The sequence below is a fragment of the Candidatus Zixiibacteriota bacterium genome (assembly GCA_016933955.1).
GTDB lineage: Bacteria > Zixibacteria > MSB-5A5 > GN15 > PGXB01 > JAFGTT01.
Genome location: JAFGTT010000030.1, coordinates 65,634 through 85,361, shown reverse-complemented (window position 1 = coordinate 85,361; position 19,728 = coordinate 65,634). Strand labels below are relative to the sequence as shown.

Annotated in this window: 15 protein-coding genes and 4 pseudogenes; 17 read left to right on the top strand and 2 right to left on the bottom strand. The window is 48.8% G+C overall.

From position 1 onward, the window contains the following. Positions 1–472: 472 nt before the first annotated feature. Positions 473–1,252, bottom strand: coding sequence for a response regulator (locus tag JXQ28_10720; protein ID MBN2278203.1), 780 nt, complete (start codon positions 1,250–1,252; stop codon positions 473–475). A 168-nt stretch (positions 1,253–1,420) separates the two neighbouring features. Between JXQ28_10720 and JXQ28_10715 the strand changes: the two genes are divergently transcribed. The 12 genes and pseudogenes from JXQ28_10715 to JXQ28_10660 all read left to right on the top strand — a co-directional run bounded on the left by JXQ28_10715 (position 1,421) and on the right by JXQ28_10660 (position 12,416). Continuing rightward, on the top strand, positions 1,421–2,641 hold the full coding sequence (locus tag JXQ28_10715; GenBank protein ID MBN2278202.1) for a metallophosphoesterase: 1,221 nt from the start codon (positions 1,421–1,423) through the stop codon (positions 2,639–2,641). A gap of 32 nt (positions 2,642–2,673) precedes the next feature. After that, positions 2,674–3,141 carry a tryptophan-rich sensory protein gene (locus tag JXQ28_10710; protein ID MBN2278201.1) on the top strand — a complete coding sequence of 156 codons (468 nt, stop codon included), beginning with the start codon at positions 2,674–2,676 and terminating at the stop codon, positions 3,139–3,141. A 355-nt stretch (positions 3,142–3,496) separates the two neighbouring features. Continuing rightward, positions 3,497–4,768: pseudogene (locus JXQ28_10705) on the top strand (S8 family serine peptidase). Positions 4,769–5,017: 249 nt separating this feature from the next. Further along, positions 5,018–5,239, top strand: a pseudogene (locus tag JXQ28_10700) (PKD domain-containing protein). Positions 5,240–5,455: 216 nt separating this feature from the next. Then, positions 5,456–5,734: pseudogene (locus tag JXQ28_10695) on the top strand (PKD domain-containing protein). A gap of 174 nt (positions 5,735–5,908) precedes the next feature. Continuing rightward, positions 5,909–6,517 (top strand): annotated as a pseudogene (locus tag JXQ28_10690) (PKD domain-containing protein). Between the two features lie 45 nt (positions 6,518–6,562). Further along, positions 6,563–7,294, top strand: a complete 732-nt coding sequence (locus JXQ28_10685; protein MBN2278200.1) for a T9SS type A sorting domain-containing protein — start codon at positions 6,563–6,565, stop codon at positions 7,292–7,294. 308 nt (positions 7,295–7,602) lie between these two features. Beyond that, on the top strand, positions 7,603–7,902 hold the full coding sequence (gene yajC, locus JXQ28_10680; protein ID MBN2278199.1) for a preprotein translocase subunit YajC: 300 nt from the start codon (positions 7,603–7,605) through the stop codon (positions 7,900–7,902). Between the two features lie 10 nt (positions 7,903–7,912). After that, a complete protein-coding gene (gene def, locus JXQ28_10675; GenBank protein MBN2278198.1) occupies positions 7,913–8,428 on the top strand; it encodes a peptide deformylase in 516 nt (171 codons plus the stop codon). 30 nt (positions 8,429–8,458) lie between these two features. After that, on the top strand, positions 8,459–9,421 hold the full coding sequence (locus JXQ28_10670) for a methionyl-tRNA formyltransferase (protein MBN2278197.1): 963 nt from the start codon (positions 8,459–8,461) through the stop codon (positions 9,419–9,421). After that, on the top strand, positions 9,418–10,959 hold the full coding sequence (locus JXQ28_10665) for an Rne/Rng family ribonuclease (GenBank protein MBN2278196.1): 1,542 nt from the start codon (positions 9,418–9,420) through the stop codon (positions 10,957–10,959). The genes JXQ28_10670 and JXQ28_10665 overlap by 4 nt, the downstream gene beginning before the upstream one ends. Before the next feature lie 104 nt (positions 10,960–11,063). After that, entirely contained in the window at positions 11,064–12,416 is a 1,353-nt protein-coding gene (locus tag JXQ28_10660; GenBank protein MBN2278195.1) for a hypothetical protein, read from the top strand. Here JXQ28_10660 and JXQ28_10655 read toward each other — a convergent pair. After that, positions 12,409–13,386: a serine/threonine protein kinase gene (locus JXQ28_10655; protein ID MBN2278194.1), complete on the bottom strand. Its 978-nt coding sequence runs from the start codon at positions 13,384–13,386 to the stop codon at positions 12,409–12,411. The genes JXQ28_10660 and JXQ28_10655 overlap by 8 nt on opposite strands. Positions 13,387–13,657: 271 nt before the next feature. On the opposite strand from JXQ28_10655, the gene JXQ28_10650 reads away from it, so the two are divergent. The 5 genes from JXQ28_10650 to JXQ28_10630 all read left to right on the top strand — a co-directional run bounded on the left by JXQ28_10650 (position 13,658) and on the right by JXQ28_10630 (position 19,728). Further along, the gene (locus JXQ28_10650) at positions 13,658–14,224 is read left to right on the top strand and encodes a sigma-70 family RNA polymerase sigma factor (protein MBN2278193.1); all 567 of its coding nucleotides are present in this window, start codon (positions 13,658–13,660) and stop codon (positions 14,222–14,224) included. A gap of 19 nt (positions 14,225–14,243) precedes the next feature. Continuing rightward, complete coding sequence (locus tag JXQ28_10645) at positions 14,244–15,308, top strand: DUF4097 family beta strand repeat protein (GenBank protein ID MBN2278192.1); 1,065 nt, start codon at positions 14,244–14,246, stop codon at positions 15,306–15,308. Between the two features lie 12 nt (positions 15,309–15,320). Then, positions 15,321–16,610 carry a polymer-forming cytoskeletal protein gene (locus tag JXQ28_10640; protein MBN2278191.1) on the top strand — a complete coding sequence of 430 codons (1,290 nt, stop codon included), beginning with the start codon at positions 15,321–15,323 and terminating at the stop codon, positions 16,608–16,610. Between the two features lie 306 nt (positions 16,611–16,916). Beyond that, positions 16,917–18,305, top strand: a complete 1,389-nt coding sequence (locus JXQ28_10635) for a trypsin-like peptidase domain-containing protein (GenBank protein ID MBN2278190.1) — start codon at positions 16,917–16,919, stop codon at positions 18,303–18,305. 1 nt (position 18,306) lies between these two features. After that, positions 18,307–19,728, top strand: a complete 1,422-nt coding sequence (locus tag JXQ28_10630) for a PDZ domain-containing protein (GenBank protein ID MBN2278189.1) — start codon at positions 18,307–18,309, stop codon at positions 19,726–19,728.

The window sequence follows — 19,728 nt, the reverse complement described above, 5'->3', positions numbered from 1 at the left end:
TCAGTAATAATAAAGACAATGATTTGGTTTTCGTATAGGTCAATCCTTTCGCAATTAAGACCGGGGTGGCAATTCCTCCGCCCCGGTTTTATTTCTCCCATTTTCGCCACCAATTGCCCCCTATTTAATCCACCTCCCCGATTTATATGAAAACCCGTATTCCCAAACCATGTATCATCAAAAATTACATCGCTGTTGTATGGCATTTGGCCAAAACCTTTTTACTGAGGAAACGAACCCATTTGCACCAAAAACCCTTTATTGAGGAAACGAAGCCATTTTACTCAATCTGTTCCGCCCCATCAAAAAATCTTCTCAAGGATGAAACGAACCCATTTGCAGGAAAATTACAGCTTCACAAGACGAACCCATTTTATCGAAAAACTTTTTACTGATGAAACGAACCCATTTTGCTGTAATGCAATGCCGCAAAAACGAATTCTGGCGGATAATGACCCTGTATCTGATATTCTCAGGGAGTTGGGCCGGGGGTGTTATTGGTGGCTTTATATTTGTCCAAGGTGCTGTCGATCAGGCGGGATAATTCCTCGTACCGAAACGGTTTGGAGATAAAGGCGGCGGCCCCGGATTTCTGCGCCTCCTGCGCATTCATGTTGCTGTATCCGGTCATCAGCAGGACGGGGATATGGGGAAACCGGTTTTTCACCGCTGTCAGAAGGTCCTCACCGGTCATCCCCGGCATCCTGACATCGGTAATAATAATATCGGCCTTGCTGTTATTCAGAAGGTCCAGTGCCTTGTAGCCGCTGTCGGCGGTAAGAACATCATAGTCGCGCATTTCCAGGAAATCCTTCAGAGACTGGGCAATAATCTCCTCATCATCCACCACCAGGACCCGCGGCCGACCGGCCGTCATCAACTGCTCGATTTTTGCCTTCAACAGCTCTTCGGGGCAGGGCAGATTTATCAACTGGACAAGGTTCAACCCGGCGCAATGAATTACATCCTGTTGAGTCCAGTCGCTACAGGCCAGCAGGATGGGCATATTGCGGAAACGCCGGTTGGAGCGAAGAATCATCACCAGGTCCGGACCGGAACCATTGACGAATTCCCGGGCCGAAATCACCAGCCGGACTTCGGGATGAATCTCAAGCTGTCTTAAGACCTGTTTTAAGGATTCGGCCTTGATAACGGCAAAACCGAGACCGCCGACCGCCGTCATCAGATCACCGAATGCCGGACGATTTTTATGGACTACCAGAATTTTTGTCATTTTACCGTTGTTTTTCATGGCCATCACCTCTTTTATTCACCCGAATTATCGGAAGAAATATATATTTATTAATGGTATAAAATCGGACATTGGATAATTATGATTGAAAACTCCGGCAACAGGCGAATATAATGGATATTGTTAAACCCGCCGTGTGATGGCGCGTAGTAATATATCGATATTGATATGATGTGGTTTTTCTTTATAGCGGTCGCGATTTTGTCGCTGATGTATGGATATATCGGCTGGAGGCTGATTATTCCGGCCGCCTTCAGTCTTCCGGTGAATCTACTCCTGTGGGGTCTGTTGCTGATTTTCCTGATCCTCTTCTTCCTGCCCAATATTCTTCAACATAACGAGGTCGAGGGCCGCCTGATCGATATCCTTTCCTGGGCCGGCTATCTGAGTTTCGGTTTTCTGACCTTGCTGTTCGCTTTCCTGGTTGTCCGGGATGTGGTTCTTCTAATTGGAATCGGTCTTCAAAAACTGATCCCGGTGACTGCTCAACTGATTCATCCAACATCATCTCCGTCTGCAACAGAACTGGCCGATCCGGAGCGGCGGCATCTGCTTATTAACACGATCAATCTCGGGCTGGCGGTCACGGCCGGGGCTATGACCGGATACGGGCTGTTCGAGGCTCTCCGCCGCCCGAAAATCGTCGATCTGACCATACCCATAAGAAATCTGCCTCCGGTCTTTGAGGGTTTCAGAATTGTCCAGATAACCGATATCCATGTCAGCAGTACGATCAAAGAACCGTTTGTCCGGATGGTGGTTGATATGGTCAACGATCTGAAGCCCGATCTGGTGGCTCTGACCGGGGACCTGGTTGATGGTTCGGTTCCGCGGCTGAGGGGTGATGTGGCGCCGCTGGCCGACCTGAAGGCACCTTACGGCCGGTATTTTATCACCGGTAATCACGAATACTATTCCGGGGTATTGCCGTGGCTTGCGGAAATCAAAAAACTCGGGTTCGACATACTTCTCAATGAGCATCGGGTACTGGAACGAGATGGTCACAAACTGATTCTGGCCGGGGTAACCGATTACAGCGGCGGAGAATTCCTGCCGGATCATAAATCCGATCCGCATCGGGCATTGGCGGGAGCACCCGAGGGTCTGCCGCGTATTCTCCTGGCCCATCAGCCAAAAAATATTTTCGAGGCGGCGCGGGCCGGCTATGATTATGTCATTTCCGGGCATACCCACGGAGGGCAGTATTTCCCGTATCATTTCCTGGCCGCCCTGGCACAGCCATATATTTCCGGAATGCACCGTCATGAGGGGACACTGATTTATATCAGCCGCGGCACGGGATATTGGGGACCGCAAATCCGGATTGGAGCTCGCTCAGAAATAACCGTTCACCATCTTGTCGCGGGTAAATCAATTTGCGAGTTATGAGTTTCTAAAAAATAATATACCCGGAGCTTATTATGCGCGCTGTACATCAGATTATCGGACTGGTCGGCTGGATTGCCTCGTGTTTTGCCGTCGCCTGGTTCGGTTCGCAATTCATGCCGGGCGAGTGGTACGCCGGCCTTGCCAAGCCGGACTGGACTCCGCCCAAAAGTCTTTTCGCCCCCGTCTGGACCATTCTTTATACGGCTATGGCCATTGCCGCCTGGCTGGTCTGGCGAAAAACCGGATTTAGCGGAGCAAAAACCGCTCTGATCCTGTTTCTCGCACAATTAATTTTCAACGGCGTGTGGTCATGGTTATTTTTCGGCCGTCATCTTATCGGGATAGCCCTGCTGGATATTATTTTCCTTGTGATACTAATCATTCTGACTGCAATGTACTTTTGGAGGATATCGCGCCCGGCGGGAATCATCATGCTTCCCTATTTTACCTGGGTATCATTTGCCACCATATTGAATTTCACTCTCTGGCGACTCAATTGATTTGGTGGAATATAACAAAAAATCCATCAGACAAATAAGAAATGACACTGCGGGGGGATATGAAACTATAACATAATTCATGCCAATTATTAGTGCTGAAAACATTTTTAATGTTTCATTTTGTATCATAGATTACTTTTTGGTTGACAGAATAATTCAAATTAAATATAATTATAGATTATAACCGACACCGGGAAGCGACTTCTTTACTTGTGATGATGCCTGCTAATCATCACCGGTTAAATTGTGATAAACATTATTTCTCAACTTAGCCAAAAAGGAGGTATGCTTATTTACAAATTCAAGAATAGTTAACCGCCATCAGTAAAACTAACTTTATTGCCTGGAGGTAATTATGAGGGTAAGAATTTTAATCATGTTCTTATCTTTAGTCATCTTAGCCGGTGCTTCTTTTGCCAATCAGGATTTTAAAATCAAAAAAATCGATAACAGCCTTAATACCGCCGAATATGCTCCCGGCGAAGTCGTTGTTAAATTCAAATCCGACGTTCAGGCCAAGGCTGTGAGCGATTTCCACTCGAAATACGGCACTTCCGAAATTTCCACCAATCCTCGCGGTGGTTATATGAGAGTCAAGCTGCCGGAGTCGAAAAAAGTGGAGGAGATGGTTGAAGAACTTCAAAAGGATCCTGACGTTCTTTATGCCGAACCGAATTATATCTTTCATGCTTTGATGACCCCGAATGATCCTTATTATTCTTATCAGTGGCATATGCCGATGATCAATATGGGTCAGGCCTGGGATCTCAGCACCGGATCGGGTGTTGTTGTCGCCGTCATTGATTGCGGCGTGGCCTATGAGAACTACGGGTCATTCGCGCAGGCTCCGGATCTGGCCGGGACCAATTTCGTTCAGGGTTATGATTTTGCCAACGGCGACTCGCACCCCAACGATGACAACGGTCACGGAACGCATGTGGCCGGAACCATCGCCCAAACCACTAACAACAGCCTGGGTGTCACCGGTGTGGCTTTCAATTGCAGTATCATGCCCGTCAAGGTCCTCGACGCAGATGGTAATGGCTATCTGACCGATATCGCCGACGGTATTTACTATGCCGCGGACAACGGCGCTCATGTCATCAATATGAGTCTGGGCGGATCATCGACCACGTCGACTCTTCAGAATGCCTGCACCTATGCTTATAACGCCGGCGTGACCATTGTCTGTGCGGCGGGTAATTCGGCCAGCAGTACTCCGCAGTACCCGGCTTCTTACTCAACCTGTATTTCCGTTTCGGCGGTCAGGTTCGACAGTACTCTGGCTTATTATTCATCCTATGGCTCCAATATTGACCTTTGCGCCCCGGGCGGCGATGTTACCATTGATCAGGACGGCGACGGTTATGTCGATGGTGTTCTGCAACAGACTCACGACGGCTCCAACTATTCCAGTTTCGGATATTATTTCTACCAGGGCACATCGATGGCTTGTCCTCACGTGGCCGGCGTAGCGGCCCTGATCCTGTCCAAGGCTGGCGGCGGTTCTTCTCTGACCCCGGCTCAGGTTAAGAGTTACCTGGTGAATAATGTCGTCGATATCGGCACTTCCGGCTGGGATCAGTACTTTGGTTACGGTTTACTCGATGCCTATGCCTCGGTCAGTGCCGTTTCCGGCGGCGCTGCTCCGGTCGCGGCTTTCACTGCATCGACAACATCGGGATGTGCCAATCTGACGGTCAATTTCACCGATCAATCGACCAATACGCCAACCGGCTGGAGCTGGACATTTGGTGACGGCGGAACCTCGACAGCCCAGAATCCGTCTCATACTTATACCGCGGCCGGGACGTATACGGTATCTTTAACGGCCACCAACGCTTATGGAAGCGATACTGAAACCAAGACCAGCTATATTACGGTACTGGTTGCTCCTACGGCCGGATTCAGCGGCAGTCCGACTTCAGGAGAAGTCCCCCTGGCAGTAACCTTTACCAATAGCTCCGCGGGAGCGACATCATATAGCTGGACATTCGGTGATGGAGGCACCTCAACCGCGACCAATCCATCCCATACTTATACCGCGGCCGGGACTTATACCGTGGTTTTAACAGCTACCAATACCTGCGGCAACGATAGCGAGACGAAAACTGGCTATATCACCGTTACCTGCACGGCGCCGGTGGCCGCTTTCACGGGCAGTCCCACTTCAGGTGAGCTTCCTTTAGCAGTAACCTTTACCGATCAATCGACCAACGCCACATCGTGGAGCTGGAATTTCGGTGATGGCGGCACTTCAACCTCTCAGAATCCGTCGCACACTTATACTGCGGCCGGGACTTATACCGTTGCCCTGACCGTGACCAACAGCTGCGGATCAGATTCCGAAACCAAGACCGGCTATATCACTGTCACCTGCACCGCGCCGGTAGCGGCCTTCACGGGTAGCCCGACCTCGGGTGATTATCCTCTGACGGTCAGCTTCACCGACCAATCGACCAATGCCACTTCATGGAGCTGGGATTTCGGCGATGGCGGCACCTCGACTTCCCAGAATCCTTCTCACACTTACACGGCCGAGGGGACTTATACGGTCGCCCTGACGGTTGCCAACAGTTGCGGATCGGATACCGAAACCAAAACCGGCTATATAATCGTTACCGAACCGACCGGCGATTATGCCAATCTGCCTTATTCGACCGGATTTGAAACCGGTGCCTTTGATCAGTACTGGACAACAGCCACTACCAATCAAGGCCGTATCCGGATTACGACATCGTACACCCCGCATACCGGATCATATCATATGACCATGGACAATAGCACTTCCGGCAGCTACAGCCAATGTGAAGCCTGGCTGCATCTTAATCTGGCCGGCAAGGGCGATGTCGATCTGACCTTCTGGTGGAAAGAATTCGGCGATGAAACTCATACGCAGGACGGCGTTTTCTTCTCCGATGACGGCGGGTCCACCTTTACCAAGGTGTACAGCCTGGCCAACGGTTCCACTACTTATCAACAGATAGTATTGAGTGTCGATGAACTGGCCTCCTCGGCCGGTTTGAGTCTGACCGGAGCTTTTGTCGTCAAGTTCCAGCAGTATGATAATTATCCGATCAGCTCCGACGGTTTTGCTTTCGATGATATCAGTGTCGTATCCTATGATATTCCGCCGGTGGCCGATTTCTCCGCCGACCCGACTTTGGGGGTGGCACCTCTGGCGGTAACCTTCACCGACCTTTCGACCAACAATCCGACTTCATGGAGTTGGGCCTTCGGTGACGGCGGCACCTCAACCTCCCAGAATCCATCCCATACCTACACCGATCCCGGCACTTACACGGTATCCCTGACGGCTACCAATGCCTTTGGTTCCGACACCGAAACCAAGACCGATTATATCGTGGTCAGTGAGACCGGCGACTGGGTGGTTATCACCTATGATGATTTCGAGAGCGGTATGGGTAACTATACCGACGGTGGCGGCGATATGTCGCGCTATACCTACGGTACATATGCCTACCAGGGTTCCTGCGCGGCCGATATCCAGGACAACAGCGGAACAGCCTCATCGTTCTACCATACTACCGGCTACAATGTTTCCGGTTATTCCGATCTGGAAGTTGACTTTTATTTTGTCGCCGTTGGTATGGAATATAATGAGGACTTCTGGGTACAGTATTATAACGGCTCGACCTGGCAAACGGTTGCTTCTTTTGCCAGCGGGACGGATTTCTCAAACAACACTTTCTATCACGTGACTGTTACTATCCCCAAGAGCCAGTATACCTATCCGACCAATGCCCGCTTGCGCTTTATGTGCGATGCCAGCAGTAATACCGATGATGTCTATATCGATGCCATCGAATTCCGCGGTATGGGTGCAAGTGGCAGCGGTGCGGCGGCCAAGGCGGGAACATTGATTCCGGAGGAATTCGCTCTGTCACAGAACTATCCCAACCCGTTCAACCCGACCACTACAATCCAATTCAGCTTGCCGTCGGCCGGTAATGTTAATCTTGAGGTTTACAACGTTCTCGGCCAGAGAGTGGCTACTCTGGTTGATGAGGCGCTGGAAGCCGGCGTGCATACGGTCAGATGGGATGCTTCCAATCAGTCCAGCGGTATTTACCTGTACCGGATTAAGGCGAGTGAATTCGTTGAGACCAAAAAGATGATGTTGATTAAATAGCAGGTTTAATCATTGCATTACAAAAAGGGCCGGTTTCCCGGCCCTTTTTATTTCCTTATGACCAGCAACAGGCCAATAAAAAACCGAATTGGATTATTTCAGCAAAGGCTCTCCGGTCAATTGCTATTGTGGAGGAACATTCTCGAAATTCGGCTGTTTTAAAGCTTATAATAAAAAAGGTTGCCGATGTTTCCGTATTTCGTATATTGTGGGCCATAAACTAAGAAAACAATCCTGTTCAGTTTTTGAGCAGGTTGACCGATAAAAAATTCAAGGAGGAGAGCTTGAATACTCTCTATTTGCTGTTTATGGCCAACCCCGACGCCGGACAGGGCGGGGGAAGCATGTTGACAACCTGGGGAATCTTAATCCCGCTGTTTCTGATAATGTATTTACTGCTTATCAGACCCCAGCGCAAAAGGCAGAAAGAACATGAAAAATTATTGTCGGAATTGAAGAAAGGCGATAAAGTGGTGACCAACAGCGGCATGTATGGAACGATATTCGCCATCTATGACGATAAAAACAAAATCGTTTTAAAGATTTCCGACGAGGTAAAAGTTGAATTCCTGAAGTCCGCGATTGCGGGACGAGTGAACCAGGATTAAAGGAGTTTTCGTGGCAGTCAGACCAATCGTGGTATACGGCAATCCTGTTCTTGAAACAGAAGCCCGGGAAATAAGGGAAATAAGCCCGGAAGTGAAAAATTTGGTGAGCGATATGATCGACTCCCTTAAAAATCAGCACGGATTGGGCCTAGCGGCGCCTCAGGTGGGTGTTTCTTTAAGAATCTTTATTGTTGATCTATCGGCTATAGACATTACCGAAACAGTAAAAGTTTTTATCAATCCCGAAATTATCGAAACCTCGGGCGAGGTCGTAATGGAAGAGGGTTGCCTGTCATTTCCGGGGATTTTCCAGAGGATATCGCGACCGGAATATGTCAAAGTCAGGGCAACTGATCTTGACGGTAAGGTCTTTACCCTTGAGGCATCGGGCATGCTGGCTCGAGCAATCCAGCATGAAAACGACCATCTTAATGGCGTTCTGTTTGTGGAGTATTTTTCGACCCTGGCCCGAACCCTGGTGCAGGGCAAATTGAAAAAACTCAAAAAAATGGCCGCCGCATCATAATTTCCGGTCACTGCCACGACTGAAATCCAAATGAAGCTTGTTTTTATGGGGACGCCGGAGTTTGCCCGGCGCTCGCTGGTTTATTTACATGAAAATAGCCGGCATCAAATCCTCGCGGTGGTAACCGGACCCGACAAACCGGCCGGACGGGGACGGAAATTATCGCCTACGGCTGTCAAACAAACCGCCCTCGAATTGGGCCTGCCGGTTTTTACTCCGTTATCTTTGAAAGACGACAGCATAATTGACGAAATCGGGAAAATTCCGGCCGATATCTATGTGGTGGTGGCATTTCGTATCCTGCCCGAAAAGCTCTATACCATCCCCCCCAAAGGTTCAATCAATCTTCATGGCTCGCTTCTTCCCAAATACAGAGGGGCGGCTCCGATTAACTGGGCCATTATCAATGGTGAGTCCGAAACCGGATTGACCACCTTCATGCTCCGGAAAAAGATTGATACCGGCAACATCATTTTCCGGGAGAAAATTGATATTGGACCCGAGGAAACCTTCTCCGAGCTTTATGACCGGATGGCCGACCGGGGCGGTCCGGTAATCGAAAAAACGCTCGATCTGATTGAATCGGGGAATTTCACTTTAATTGAGCAGGATAACCGTCTGGCCACGCCGGCGCCGAAAATATCCGCCTTCGACTGCCTGATCGACTGGGGATTCCCGGCCCGCAATGTGGTCAATTTCATCCGGGGCATGTCCGCCATTCCGGGTGCTTACACATATTTTCGCGGACGAAAACTTAAAATCCTTCGGGCCCGGGAAAGCGATCATAAGCTCGACACCCACTCCAGACCGGGGAAAATTATCCGGGATAAAAATCGCCTGCTGGTGGCATCGGCCGGCTCGGTTGTCGAAATAACCGAATTGGTTCCCGAAGGCAAATCAAAAATTGATGGAAATCAGTTTCTCCGGGGTTATCAACCCGCTGAAAATGAAATTCTCTCTGCGAGACCAGAAAAGGATTCTCAAGCGCAATGAAAAAAGAAATACTGATTAACTGCTCGGAATACGAGACTCGAATCGCCATTATGGAGGACGGCAAACTGGTGGAACTCTATGTCGAACGTCCCCAGTCGGAACGGCTGGTCGGAAATATTTACAAGGGCAAGATCAAAACCGTTCTTCCCGGTATGCAGGCCGCTTTTATCGACATCGGATTCGATAAAGCCGCCTTCCTCCACGGTTCCGATATCGGAGCGGTCTCGTCCGACAGCCACCGATTCGATTCGGAATATGTCGATGAGGAACCTCCGGCTGAAATAGTTCGAAAAAGCCGCCGGGCCGGAATTGAAACCGTCCTTAAGGAAGGCCAGGACATTCTCGTCCATGTCATCAAGGAGCCGATTTCGACCAAAGGCCCCCGCGTGACCACCGAAATATCTATACCCGGCCGCTATCTGGTGCTGGTACCGGATGATGACCATGTTCGGGTTTCCAAAAAAATCTCCAGCTGGGCGGAAAAACGCCGCCTGAAAAAGGCGGTCTACCCCCTGCGTCCTGAAGGATTCGGTTTGATTATCAGAACCGAGGCCGAGGGAAAAGAGGAAAAGGATTTTAAATCGGACATCAAACGCCTCCAGAAACTGTGGGTGCGGCTAAAAAAACGCTGGGAGACTCTCTCCTCACCATCCCTGATCCACAAGGAGGAGGAAATTACGACATCGATTATCCGTGACATTTTCACGGCCGATGTCGAACGGCTTCTGGTCGATAATCGGACTGAATATCGGACCATTATGGCTTATGTTCGCCATGTCATGCCTCACCTGAAAAACCGGGTCGAATACTATAAGGGTGAAACCCAGTTATTCGATTTGTACAAACTGGAGTTGGAAATCGAGAAGATGGCCGACCGCAAAGTCTGGATCAAGAAGGGCTCATATTTGATTATCGACCAGACTGAAGCGATGGTAACGATCGATGTCAATACCGGCCGCTTTGTCGGCCGCGGCGACCAGGAATCAACAATTCTCAGGACCAATCTCGAGGCGGCCAAGGAAATTGCCCGGCAGATCCGTCTCCGCGATATCGGGGGTTTGATTGTTTGCGATTTTATCGATATGCGTTCGCGCGAAAACCAGCGCCGACTCAATGATGAATTTAAAAACCAGTTTAAAAGCGATCGGGCCAAGCGTTCGATCCTGCCGGTCAACGAATTCGGATTAATCGAGATGACGCGGGAACGTATCCGGCCCTCACTGATGACACTCTTTTCCGAGCCCTGTCCCCATTGCAAGGGTTTCGGCAGGATTCTTTCGCGCGAGACGGTGGCGACCAAAATCGAGCGATGGTTCAACCGGGCTCGAATCGATAAGAAAGTCCGGAAATTCGACCTGGTGGTCAATCCCATGCTGGCCGAATCATTATCCACCATGGGCGGCAACCGGATAAACAAAATTATGAAGATGCATCGGTTTAAAATCAATGTGGTGAGGGACACCACCATTCCGGTTCAGGAATTCCGGGTTTACGATTCAGCCGATCATGCCGAGTTGAGTGAAACATATCAGGGTTAGCGGATACCGCTAACCCCTATCTGATGAAGTTTGATGGGCAGGCTTGTATGCCGCCGCCTGAATTTTCTTGCCTGCTCCACCATCGCGATATTAATTAAACTGGCATGATTAAAAACCATCTCAATCCGATTATTTTTGTTTTCCTGCTGATTTTATATATTGTCGGGCAGTTTTTGATTGGCACCTACCTGCCTGCCGACAAGCAATTCTACTTTAACACCCCATCTGATATAGATTTTCTTTATTATGGCGCCATAATAAATACTCTGACAGACACCTTCCCGCCTCAAAATCCCGCCTTCGGGGGAGAGAAATTGACCCAACCATATCTGCATTACTACCCGGCGGCTCTGCTGGGTAAATTGGCCAACCCTTATAATTCTATTCGTATCCTTAATGTCTTGTATCTGATTATCCTCGGACTGGTTTTAAGGAAATATTTCCCCGAAAAATACGGCTTCGCGCTGTTAATCTTGTTTGGTGCATCGACCGTTGGCGCCGGGTTGAATTCCATGGGGGTTGATTTTATAGCCCGCGGATTCACTCATGCCCCATTTTTTATTCTGCTGACGGTGGCATTTTTTTCCCCATCACGAATAATACGCTATTCGGCCATTTTTCTGGCTGCCCTGGTCAACGGTTACCTGATGGTGATGGTAATAATATTCCTGGCGGTAAGAGCCGTATGGAAAAGAGACCGGGAGAATATATTGCTTTTGGCCTCCGGTTTGGTTGGTATTCTGGCCGCCTCCATTTTTATCACTTCGGCGGTATCGGAAAAACCATTCTATTTTATCCTGACGGAATCGTTCTATTTCGATCCGGCCGAAAACCTTATCCATGCCACCCCGTTTTTCATTTTGATTTTCTTTTATCGCCAGCGGGAAATGATTTTACTTTTTGTTATTGCTTTGCTTTTCGGTTCCTTTATTCATTACAATCCATTTTTCGCTATTTTCATGATTTATTATGCCGGGGCCATGCTCGTCGCCGGGGGTGAATCCGTACATAAAAAATCGAGGTTTGCCCTTCATCTTGTTTTAGCTCTGTTGTTCATCGGGTTTTTATTTTCGGGATACTCCAAATATAGAATACGCGGCGATGGTTATTATCCCCGTTTTGATTCCAAGCTGGAATCATCCTTCAACTGGATCAGAGCAAACACCGAGCCGCAAGCCTGTTTTATGGCGGTTACCGCCGACGCCTATGAAATAGCCCTGGTTATGCAATATCGTCCTGTTTATCTCGGTTTTATCGGTCATGTTGCACATCTGGGGATAAACTGGAAGGAAAGGTATAATAATATCACCAGGACCTATCGAATGGGTCTGATTCCCTCCGAGGTTGACTATATTTTCTATGGCCCGATCGAGCAGAGATATTTCCCCGGTATATCTCTTCCTTATCCGGTTGTTTACCGGGATGATTATGTAACGATTTGCCGATCGGCTACTTAAGATATTGCAGGATAAAATTGATAATCGAGATAATAACCAGAATGATCACGGCCACCAGAACCACCCGGTTCCAGGGATCTTTTCTTTTAATCGGTTTGGCGAAAGCGGGCGGCAAAGCGGCCTTGATTCGGTCCAGTTCAATGACAACATCCCCTGCCTGCGGGTAACGTCGGGCCGGATTTTTCTCCAGCATTCTCAAAATCACCCGTTCCAGTTCCGGACCGCAATCAGGATTAATTTGAGATGGGCGCTCAGGACCACTGCCTTTGATAGCGTTTTTTATTTCGTTTACTCCCCCCCCAAACGGTCGCCTTCCGGTTATCATTTCATACAGAATTACTCCGACCGTAAAGACATTTGAACGGGCGTCGATCTCACGAGCCTCAAGCTGTTCGGGAGGGAAATAGGCCAGATCCTGAAGCCGCTGGGACATGGGTAATTGATCCCGATCGTCATCAGGACCGGCCACTCCCTGGCTGATCATTTTTACCGTTTTATCACCCGTAACAACCACATTATCCGGATTGAGATCGGTAAAGAAAATATCATTGGCATGAGCCTGTCTCAAACCATTACAAATTTGACTGCTGATCTCCAGTGTCCCGAGAATCGAGAGATCGCCTGACAGCATTACCTGCCGTAAAGTCAGTCCTTCCAGATATTCCATGGCTATGAAGCGGTAACCCGGCACCTCGCCAATCTCATAGACAGCCATTATATTGGGCGATTTCAATTCAGCCAAAAGTTCAGCGGTCTTCACCGCCTGATCGGTTTCGTCGTTGAAAGAGGTTTTCCGCGTGGAAATTAGCCTTAAAGTGACTTTGCGGTTGCCCCGCTGGTCATCGGCAATAAAGACCTGTTCTTCCGCCTGCGAGGCAATTTGCTTCAACAGACGGTATGATCCGACCGTGTCTCCCTGACGGTATGATCGTTCGGGATCCTGGCGACCATATTCGGGATTAATGGCCATAACTTCGGATTATCCCCATTCATAAGGTTGGCTGTTTCCAATATCAAATCTTATGGTCTTTCAATCAACTAAATTATCTTCGCCCCGGAATCAAATCCAGCCATATAATCCGGTTGTGCAATTTATGAACACTTTCCTCAAGGATATCTTATGACATTGTCCGGCCTGGTAATCCTTGTGTTTTTAATTGTGTTGCGTCAGTCAATTTCTTATAATCTTCAGGTATATTGAAACTGCTGTTGCCTAATAAACGTAACCTGTACAAGAGGCTATGGTGCCCGAGACGGACAAGGCTTTGATCGACAGCGCCCTTGGCGGTGACCAGGGAGCTTATCGGAAACTGATGGATCGGCATCAGCGGGCGATTTTTCATATTGTCTTCAAGATTGTCCGCGACAAAGAAACCGCCGCTGACCTGGTCCAGGAGACGTTTATGAAGGCATTTGCATCACTTCACTCATACCGGGCGGAATACAAGTTTTCGACCTGGCTCTATCGCATCGGGGCTAACTGCGCCATCGATCACCTGCGCAAGCAGCGTATCCGAACCCTGTCGCTCGACACTCCGACTGAAACGACCGATGGGCAGATTGAAATCGAGGTTCCGGATGAGACTCATAATCCCGAAAGAGATCTTCTCGATAGCGAACGCCGCCTGTCGATCAACGATGCTATTGACTCTCTGCCTCAGAAATACCGAATGGTTATTATTTACCGTCATAAGGACAATAAATCGTACGAAGAAATAGCTGAAGCACTGGATATTCCGATAGGAACGGTAAAAGCCCGTATTTTCCGGGCCCGGGAGCTTCTTAAAAAGAAGCTCCGCCCATTTTGAGAATTCGGGGGGGCAGAATATGTTCAGAATTATTGTCTACATTCTAATTTCGTTTATATCGGGGGCGGTTTCTGTCCGCGGAACGGCCTTCAAATTTGAATATGAAAAAAGTTTTGAACTTCCACAAAAGGCCGAACTTCTTATCATCAACCTGAACGGGCGGATAGAGGTCCGGGGAGTGACGGAAAAAACCATAACCATTCGGGCTATAAAAAATGTCCGGGCCGTGGATCAGACCGAGGCGGAAAGGGTGGCCGAACATATCGAAATAAAGGCCGAAAAACAGGGCCGCCGGATTCTCATCAATACTCGTTATCATGACCTGGCCGATGGTGCCGAATCTTTCTGGAATCGACTATTTAAAAGCGACGACGATGCTTTTGGATCGGTGGATTTTACCATCCTGGTTCCTGAAGAATGCGCTCTTGAAATGAAATCCCCGTCCGGGGCTATTCGGGTTGCCGATCTTGTCGGTGATATCCATGTGATCGGTGGCTCGGGGCCGGTAGAGATTTCCAATATAAGGGGAAATCTGTCCATCAACGCCACCTCGGGTGAAATCGACATATCCGGTATTGAGGGTAATGTCGACGTTGATGTCAGCTCATCGAATATAAATTTCGGCTACGTTGAGGGAGCGGTCGAACTTCAAACAACTTCCGGGGATAAAGTCGGGACCGATATCAAAGGATCGCTTAAAATCATCGGGACATCAGGAAAAACCAGATTATCCAAGATCAATGGCGATATTGGAATTAAATCGACCTCAGGAGAGGTTAACGCCGAGCAGGAATACGGTTCATTTCATATAGAAACCGGATCCGGTAATATTACGGTAAAAACCGAGTTGCTTTCGGAGAATGAGTACTTTTTCGAAACGGGCAGTGGACGGGTTAATCTGCTGGTCCCCGAATTCGCTTCAGGAAGCGTCAATATGGAAACGGAATCGGGCGAAATCAAGGTCGATCTTCCCCTGACCATCAGAAACCAGTCGGAAAAAAAGTTGATCGGGAATTTCGGTATGTCCGGGCCCAAAATAACAATCCTGACGGCGACCGGCGATATCCGCCTGGCACAATATTAGGGGTGTGATTATATGAGCAATCGAAATACCAGATACATCGCATTCTCGGCAATTCCAATCGCCCTGATTCTGGCTGTGATTCCTCTTTTTATCCTATTGGCCGCGGATGAGGGAAGTACTGTTAAATCACAGACCTTGATCATGCCCGACGATTCTGCCTCGATTAATGATTCATCGATTACGACTGACGAGTTTATTGAATTGCATTTGACTCCCGAAGGCGCCTATGGTGTTGATGAAGAAGGCCATGAATGGGACTACGATTTCACGCGGGATACCTTTATCCGGCATTCCGGTGATTCGGGGAGAACTCAGACGGTTTTCGGACGCCGGGAGACGGTTGAAATCCCCGAAGTCCCCGAAATTCCGGATGTCGAGGGATTGAGGGCGGAAAAACTGGCCGAGTTAAAGCAAATTAAGGGATTGAAACTGGGAGCGGTTGTTATCGGCGTCGACGAAAAAGTGATCGGTCCGGTGGTGGCGGTGGGACCGGTTACGGTTCGCGGAGTGGTTGTCGGCGATGTCATTTCCTATAAGAAAATCACCGTAACCTCGACCGGTGAAATCCAGGGAGATGCGCGGGCACCCGAAATTGTCAAAATGCGCGGTGGGACAATCACAGGAAGCCGAATTGAAAATGATTTCCCGGCTATTCCCGAAGTCGATATCTTTTCCGAGAACCGATTTACGGCCTTGATCGCCGTTGTGGTTATCTGGGTCGGGTTGCTCATATGCGGACTTCTGGTAGTTGGAGTCATTCCTATGCCTATTTCAAGAATAAAAGCCTGCCTGCAACAGAACTTTATCAAATCGTTTTTTATTGGATTATTGATCTTACTGGCCTTTGGACCTGTTATGGCTCTTTTGTCGCTGACTGTAATCGGTATCCCGATAGCGCTGATTGCCCTACCGATCGGCCTGTGCCTGGCCGTCATTTTCGGTATTGTCGGCATGGGTAGTCTAATCGGCGATATAGCCGCGAAATACTATGATGGTCTCGACAAATCTCAACTTGTCAAGATTATTTTCGGAATATCCATAATGGTAATATTCTGGCTTTTCATGGCTTTGCTGATGATCAAACCGGGAAGTGTCACCAATGGCTTCGCCACTCTTTTCCTGGTTCTGTCGATTATAATCTGGTCATTCGTGGTTTCGGCCGGTTTGGGCGCCGTAGTCATGACCCGATTCGGTAAACGCGAATGCGGAGCTATTTCGATCGAAATTAAGGTGGACAGGGTTCAGCCGCCGCCACCGCCTACTCCCCCTCCGCTCAATCCCAATGACAACAAAATCGGTTAATATTGATTTAAAGGAATATTCGGTACGATTGCGCCGTCTCATCGGCAGTTATTAATCCGCATATCATTTATCATTGCTGGACCGTCCGATACTATTAGCAGCAATTCCGCCGTAAGATATCCTGCGGATTTTTAACATATGGATGTTGGAAGGGTATTGGTAAAAAATCACCTCCGGTATTTTATGTGAACTTTTTTGCCGATGGGCTGTTAAATTAAGACTTGAAAGGTCGCAACAACTTTCTTATTGTCATAGGACACTACGGCCGGTGATATGACCGGCTGATGAATTATATACATGAGGTACATGATGAAACAGATAGCGGCATTATTCCTGACATTTTTCCTGTCGATCCCGGTCCTGGCCGGACCGCCTCTTTCCATGCAAAATGATATTTACAAGGCCCGGGATAAGGTTTTGCCCGCCCTGGTTCATATTCAACCGGTGATTACGGATTTTCGGACAGGTAAAATGAGAAAGCAGTCGGTGGTCGGTTCCGGGGTCATCTTTCACAAGGATGGTTATGTCGTTACCAATTATCATGTAGCCGGAAAGGCCGAGAGGATTATTTGTACCTTATATGATAAAGAACAGGTTAAAGCCGAACTTATCGGCGGCGATCCTCTTACTGATATTGCCGTTATCAAGCTTGATCTTTCGAAGTACAAGGGAACCATCGAGACTGCCGAATTCGGCAATTCTGATTCGGTCCAGGTCGGGCAATTCGTTCTGGCCATGGGTTCTCCTCTGGCGCTGGCCCGTTCAGTATCGTCGGGGGTCATTTCGACGACCGATCGCTATTTTTCCGGCGAAACCCGTCTGCCAACCGGCGAAAGAACCGGTATTTATAATAACTGGATTCAAACCGACGCCGCCATCAATCCCGGCAATTCCGGAGGCCCGCTGGTCGATTTAAAGGGCCGCATTGTCGGCATAAATTCCAGGGCCACCCTGTTCGCCAACAACATCGGTTTTTCCATTCCGAGCAATATTGTCCGGGAAGTTATCGATGCGATTCTCAAGGACGGCAAAGTAACCAGAAGCTGGATTGGCGTCCAGTGTCAGAGCCTTCAGGATCTTGAGGGATGGTTTGGAACCAACCGCGATGAAGGCGTCCTGGTGGCTTCAATTGATTCAAAATCACCGGCCGAGGAAGCCGGGTTACAGGCCGGGGATATTATTCTCAAGGTCGATAACCAGCCGGTTTCGGCCCGTTTTGATGAACAGCTTCCGGCTTTTTATAAATTAATCGCCGACCGCCCGGTTGGCTCCCGGATCGAATTGACGGTGATGCGTAATGACCGGACCATATATGTCGATGTTATCACCCATGCTCTTGGTGAAATCATGGGAGAAGACCTGGAGTGCAAGGAATGGGGCTTCACGGTCAAAGCCATCACCAAACAGATGGCGGTGGAAAATCAACTCGAGGATACCCTGGGAGTTTTTGTCTCGGGGGTCAAACGGGTCAGTGCGGCCGAGGAAGCCGGGTTACGCTCGGGGGACGTCATCCGTGGGATCAACGAGGAACCGACCCTGCAATTTTCAGTCTTTGTCGATAATTACAATGAACTGGTGTCGGCCGAAGCTAAGAAAGTGCTGTTAACCGTCAAACACTTCGGCAGTATCAAATTCGTGTTGATCAAGGTGGATCATCAAAGTAAAGCTGAAGAAGAAAATATAGAGGAGCAATAAGGTGAAAACAATATTCTCAATAGCCGCCCTGATAATTCTCGCCGCCGGATCAGTTTCGGCTCAGAATTTTAATTTCGATCGGATTTATCAGGATGCCGAGAAATACACCGTTGCCGTTGATCTGGTGATCGAGGTTTCGTTTGGAATGCAAACGACCGAGGCCGAAAGCCGCGGTATCGGAGCTGTTGTTTCCTCCGATGGATTGGTTCTATTCGATGGCACTTCTGTTAACAGCGATGATCCTTTGTCGGCTATGGCCGGGATGCAGGTCAGCGCCGAACCGAAAAGTATCGAAATTACCATGATGGATGGAACCAAATATCCCGCCGAATTCATCGGGGTCGATCGTTTCACCAAAATCGGTTTCTGCCGTATTACCGCCTCCGATAACCGCAAGTTCGACTATGTCAAATTTAGAGGTCGAGGTAAATTCAGACTTGGCGAATGGTTGTTGATTTACTACCTGCTTCCTGATTTCGTGACTCCCGATCTCGGTGCCGATATCGGCCTGGTATCGGCCAATATCAGTGCACCCGAGGAATTCGTTCTGACGGTCGGTTTTAACTCCCTGCAATTGACTTCGATCATGTACGACACTTCGGGAAATGCGGTTGGAGTCCTGGGTAATCTTGAAAACCCCGCCTTAAGCGGTTTCGATGCTTCGCGGATGATGGAATCGTTTTCTCAATTTGATGATTTCATGCCTTTACTGGGACTGATTGATGCCGAACGGCTTAATAAGCTTATCGAAAATCCGCCCAAACAAGGCAAAGTTGATCGCGGCTGGCTGGGTATTTACCTTCAGGCCCTGACATCGGATATTGCGGAATTCTGGGGAATTACCTCGCCGGGAGGAATCATTGTCAATGAAGTGGTCAAGGATTCCCCGGCCGATTCGGCCGGAATAAAGACCGGCGATATTATTATCAGTCTCCAGGGAACACCGATTGAAGTTAATAAAGAAGATAACCTGCCCATTTTTCAGAAAAAAATATCCGAGATGGGGGCCGGAGTCCCGATCGATTTTGAAATCCTGCGTCGTTTGGACGGTCAAATCGACACTCTGGATATCCATGTTATTCTGGCCCAGGCTCCGATCAGTCCGGCCGAAGCTCCCGATTATGAGAATGACGATTTCGAACTTACCGTCCGGGACATGGTTTTTGCTGATTACAGCGTTCTTAATCTCGAGCGTTCCTTTAAGGGGGTAGTGGTTAAGGAAGTTGAGCCGGGTGGCTGGGCTTCGGTCGGCGGGATGTTCCCCGGCGATATTATCCAATCCATCGGTGGAGAAAAAATAACATCGGTAATCGATGCCAAGACGGCCTTTGCCAGGCTCGCCCAGGATAAGCCGGAAGAAGCTATCTTCTTCATTTATCGCGACAGCAAGACGCTTTTCGTTAATATAAAGACCGACTGGTAA

Coding starts and splice junctions, on each gene's coding strand:
- JXQ28_10685 (MBN2278200.1), top strand. CDS start 6,563: ATGGGTAACTATACCGACGGTGGCGGCGATATGTCGCGCTATACCTAC.
- yajC (MBN2278199.1), top strand. CDS start 7,603: ATGGCCAACCCCGACGCCGGACAGGGCGGGGGAAGCATGTTGACAACC.
- JXQ28_10665 (MBN2278196.1), top strand. CDS start 9,418: ATGAAAAAAGAAATACTGATTAACTGCTCGGAATACGAGACTCGAATC.
- JXQ28_10670 (MBN2278197.1), top strand. CDS start 8,459: ATGAAGCTTGTTTTTATGGGGACGCCGGAGTTTGCCCGGCGCTCGCTG.
- JXQ28_10710 (MBN2278201.1), top strand. CDS start 2,674: ATGCGCGCTGTACATCAGATTATCGGACTGGTCGGCTGGATTGCCTCG.
- JXQ28_10640 (MBN2278191.1), top strand. CDS start 15,321: ATGAGCAATCGAAATACCAGATACATCGCATTCTCGGCAATTCCAATC.
- JXQ28_10635 (MBN2278190.1), top strand. CDS start 16,917: ATGATGAAACAGATAGCGGCATTATTCCTGACATTTTTCCTGTCGATC.
- JXQ28_10660 (MBN2278195.1), top strand. CDS start 11,064: ATGATTAAAAACCATCTCAATCCGATTATTTTTGTTTTCCTGCTGATT.
- JXQ28_10645 (MBN2278192.1), top strand. CDS start 14,244: ATGTTCAGAATTATTGTCTACATTCTAATTTCGTTTATATCGGGGGCG.
- JXQ28_10715 (MBN2278202.1), top strand. CDS start 1,421: ATGATGTGGTTTTTCTTTATAGCGGTCGCGATTTTGTCGCTGATGTAT.
- JXQ28_10655 (MBN2278194.1), bottom strand. CDS start 13,386: ATGGCCATTAATCCCGAATATGGTCGCCAGGATCCCGAACGATCATAC.
- JXQ28_10720 (MBN2278203.1), bottom strand. CDS start 1,252: ATGAAAAACAACGGTAAAATGACAAAAATTCTGGTAGTCCATAAAAAT.
- JXQ28_10650 (MBN2278193.1), top strand. CDS start 13,658: ATGGTGCCCGAGACGGACAAGGCTTTGATCGACAGCGCCCTTGGCGGT.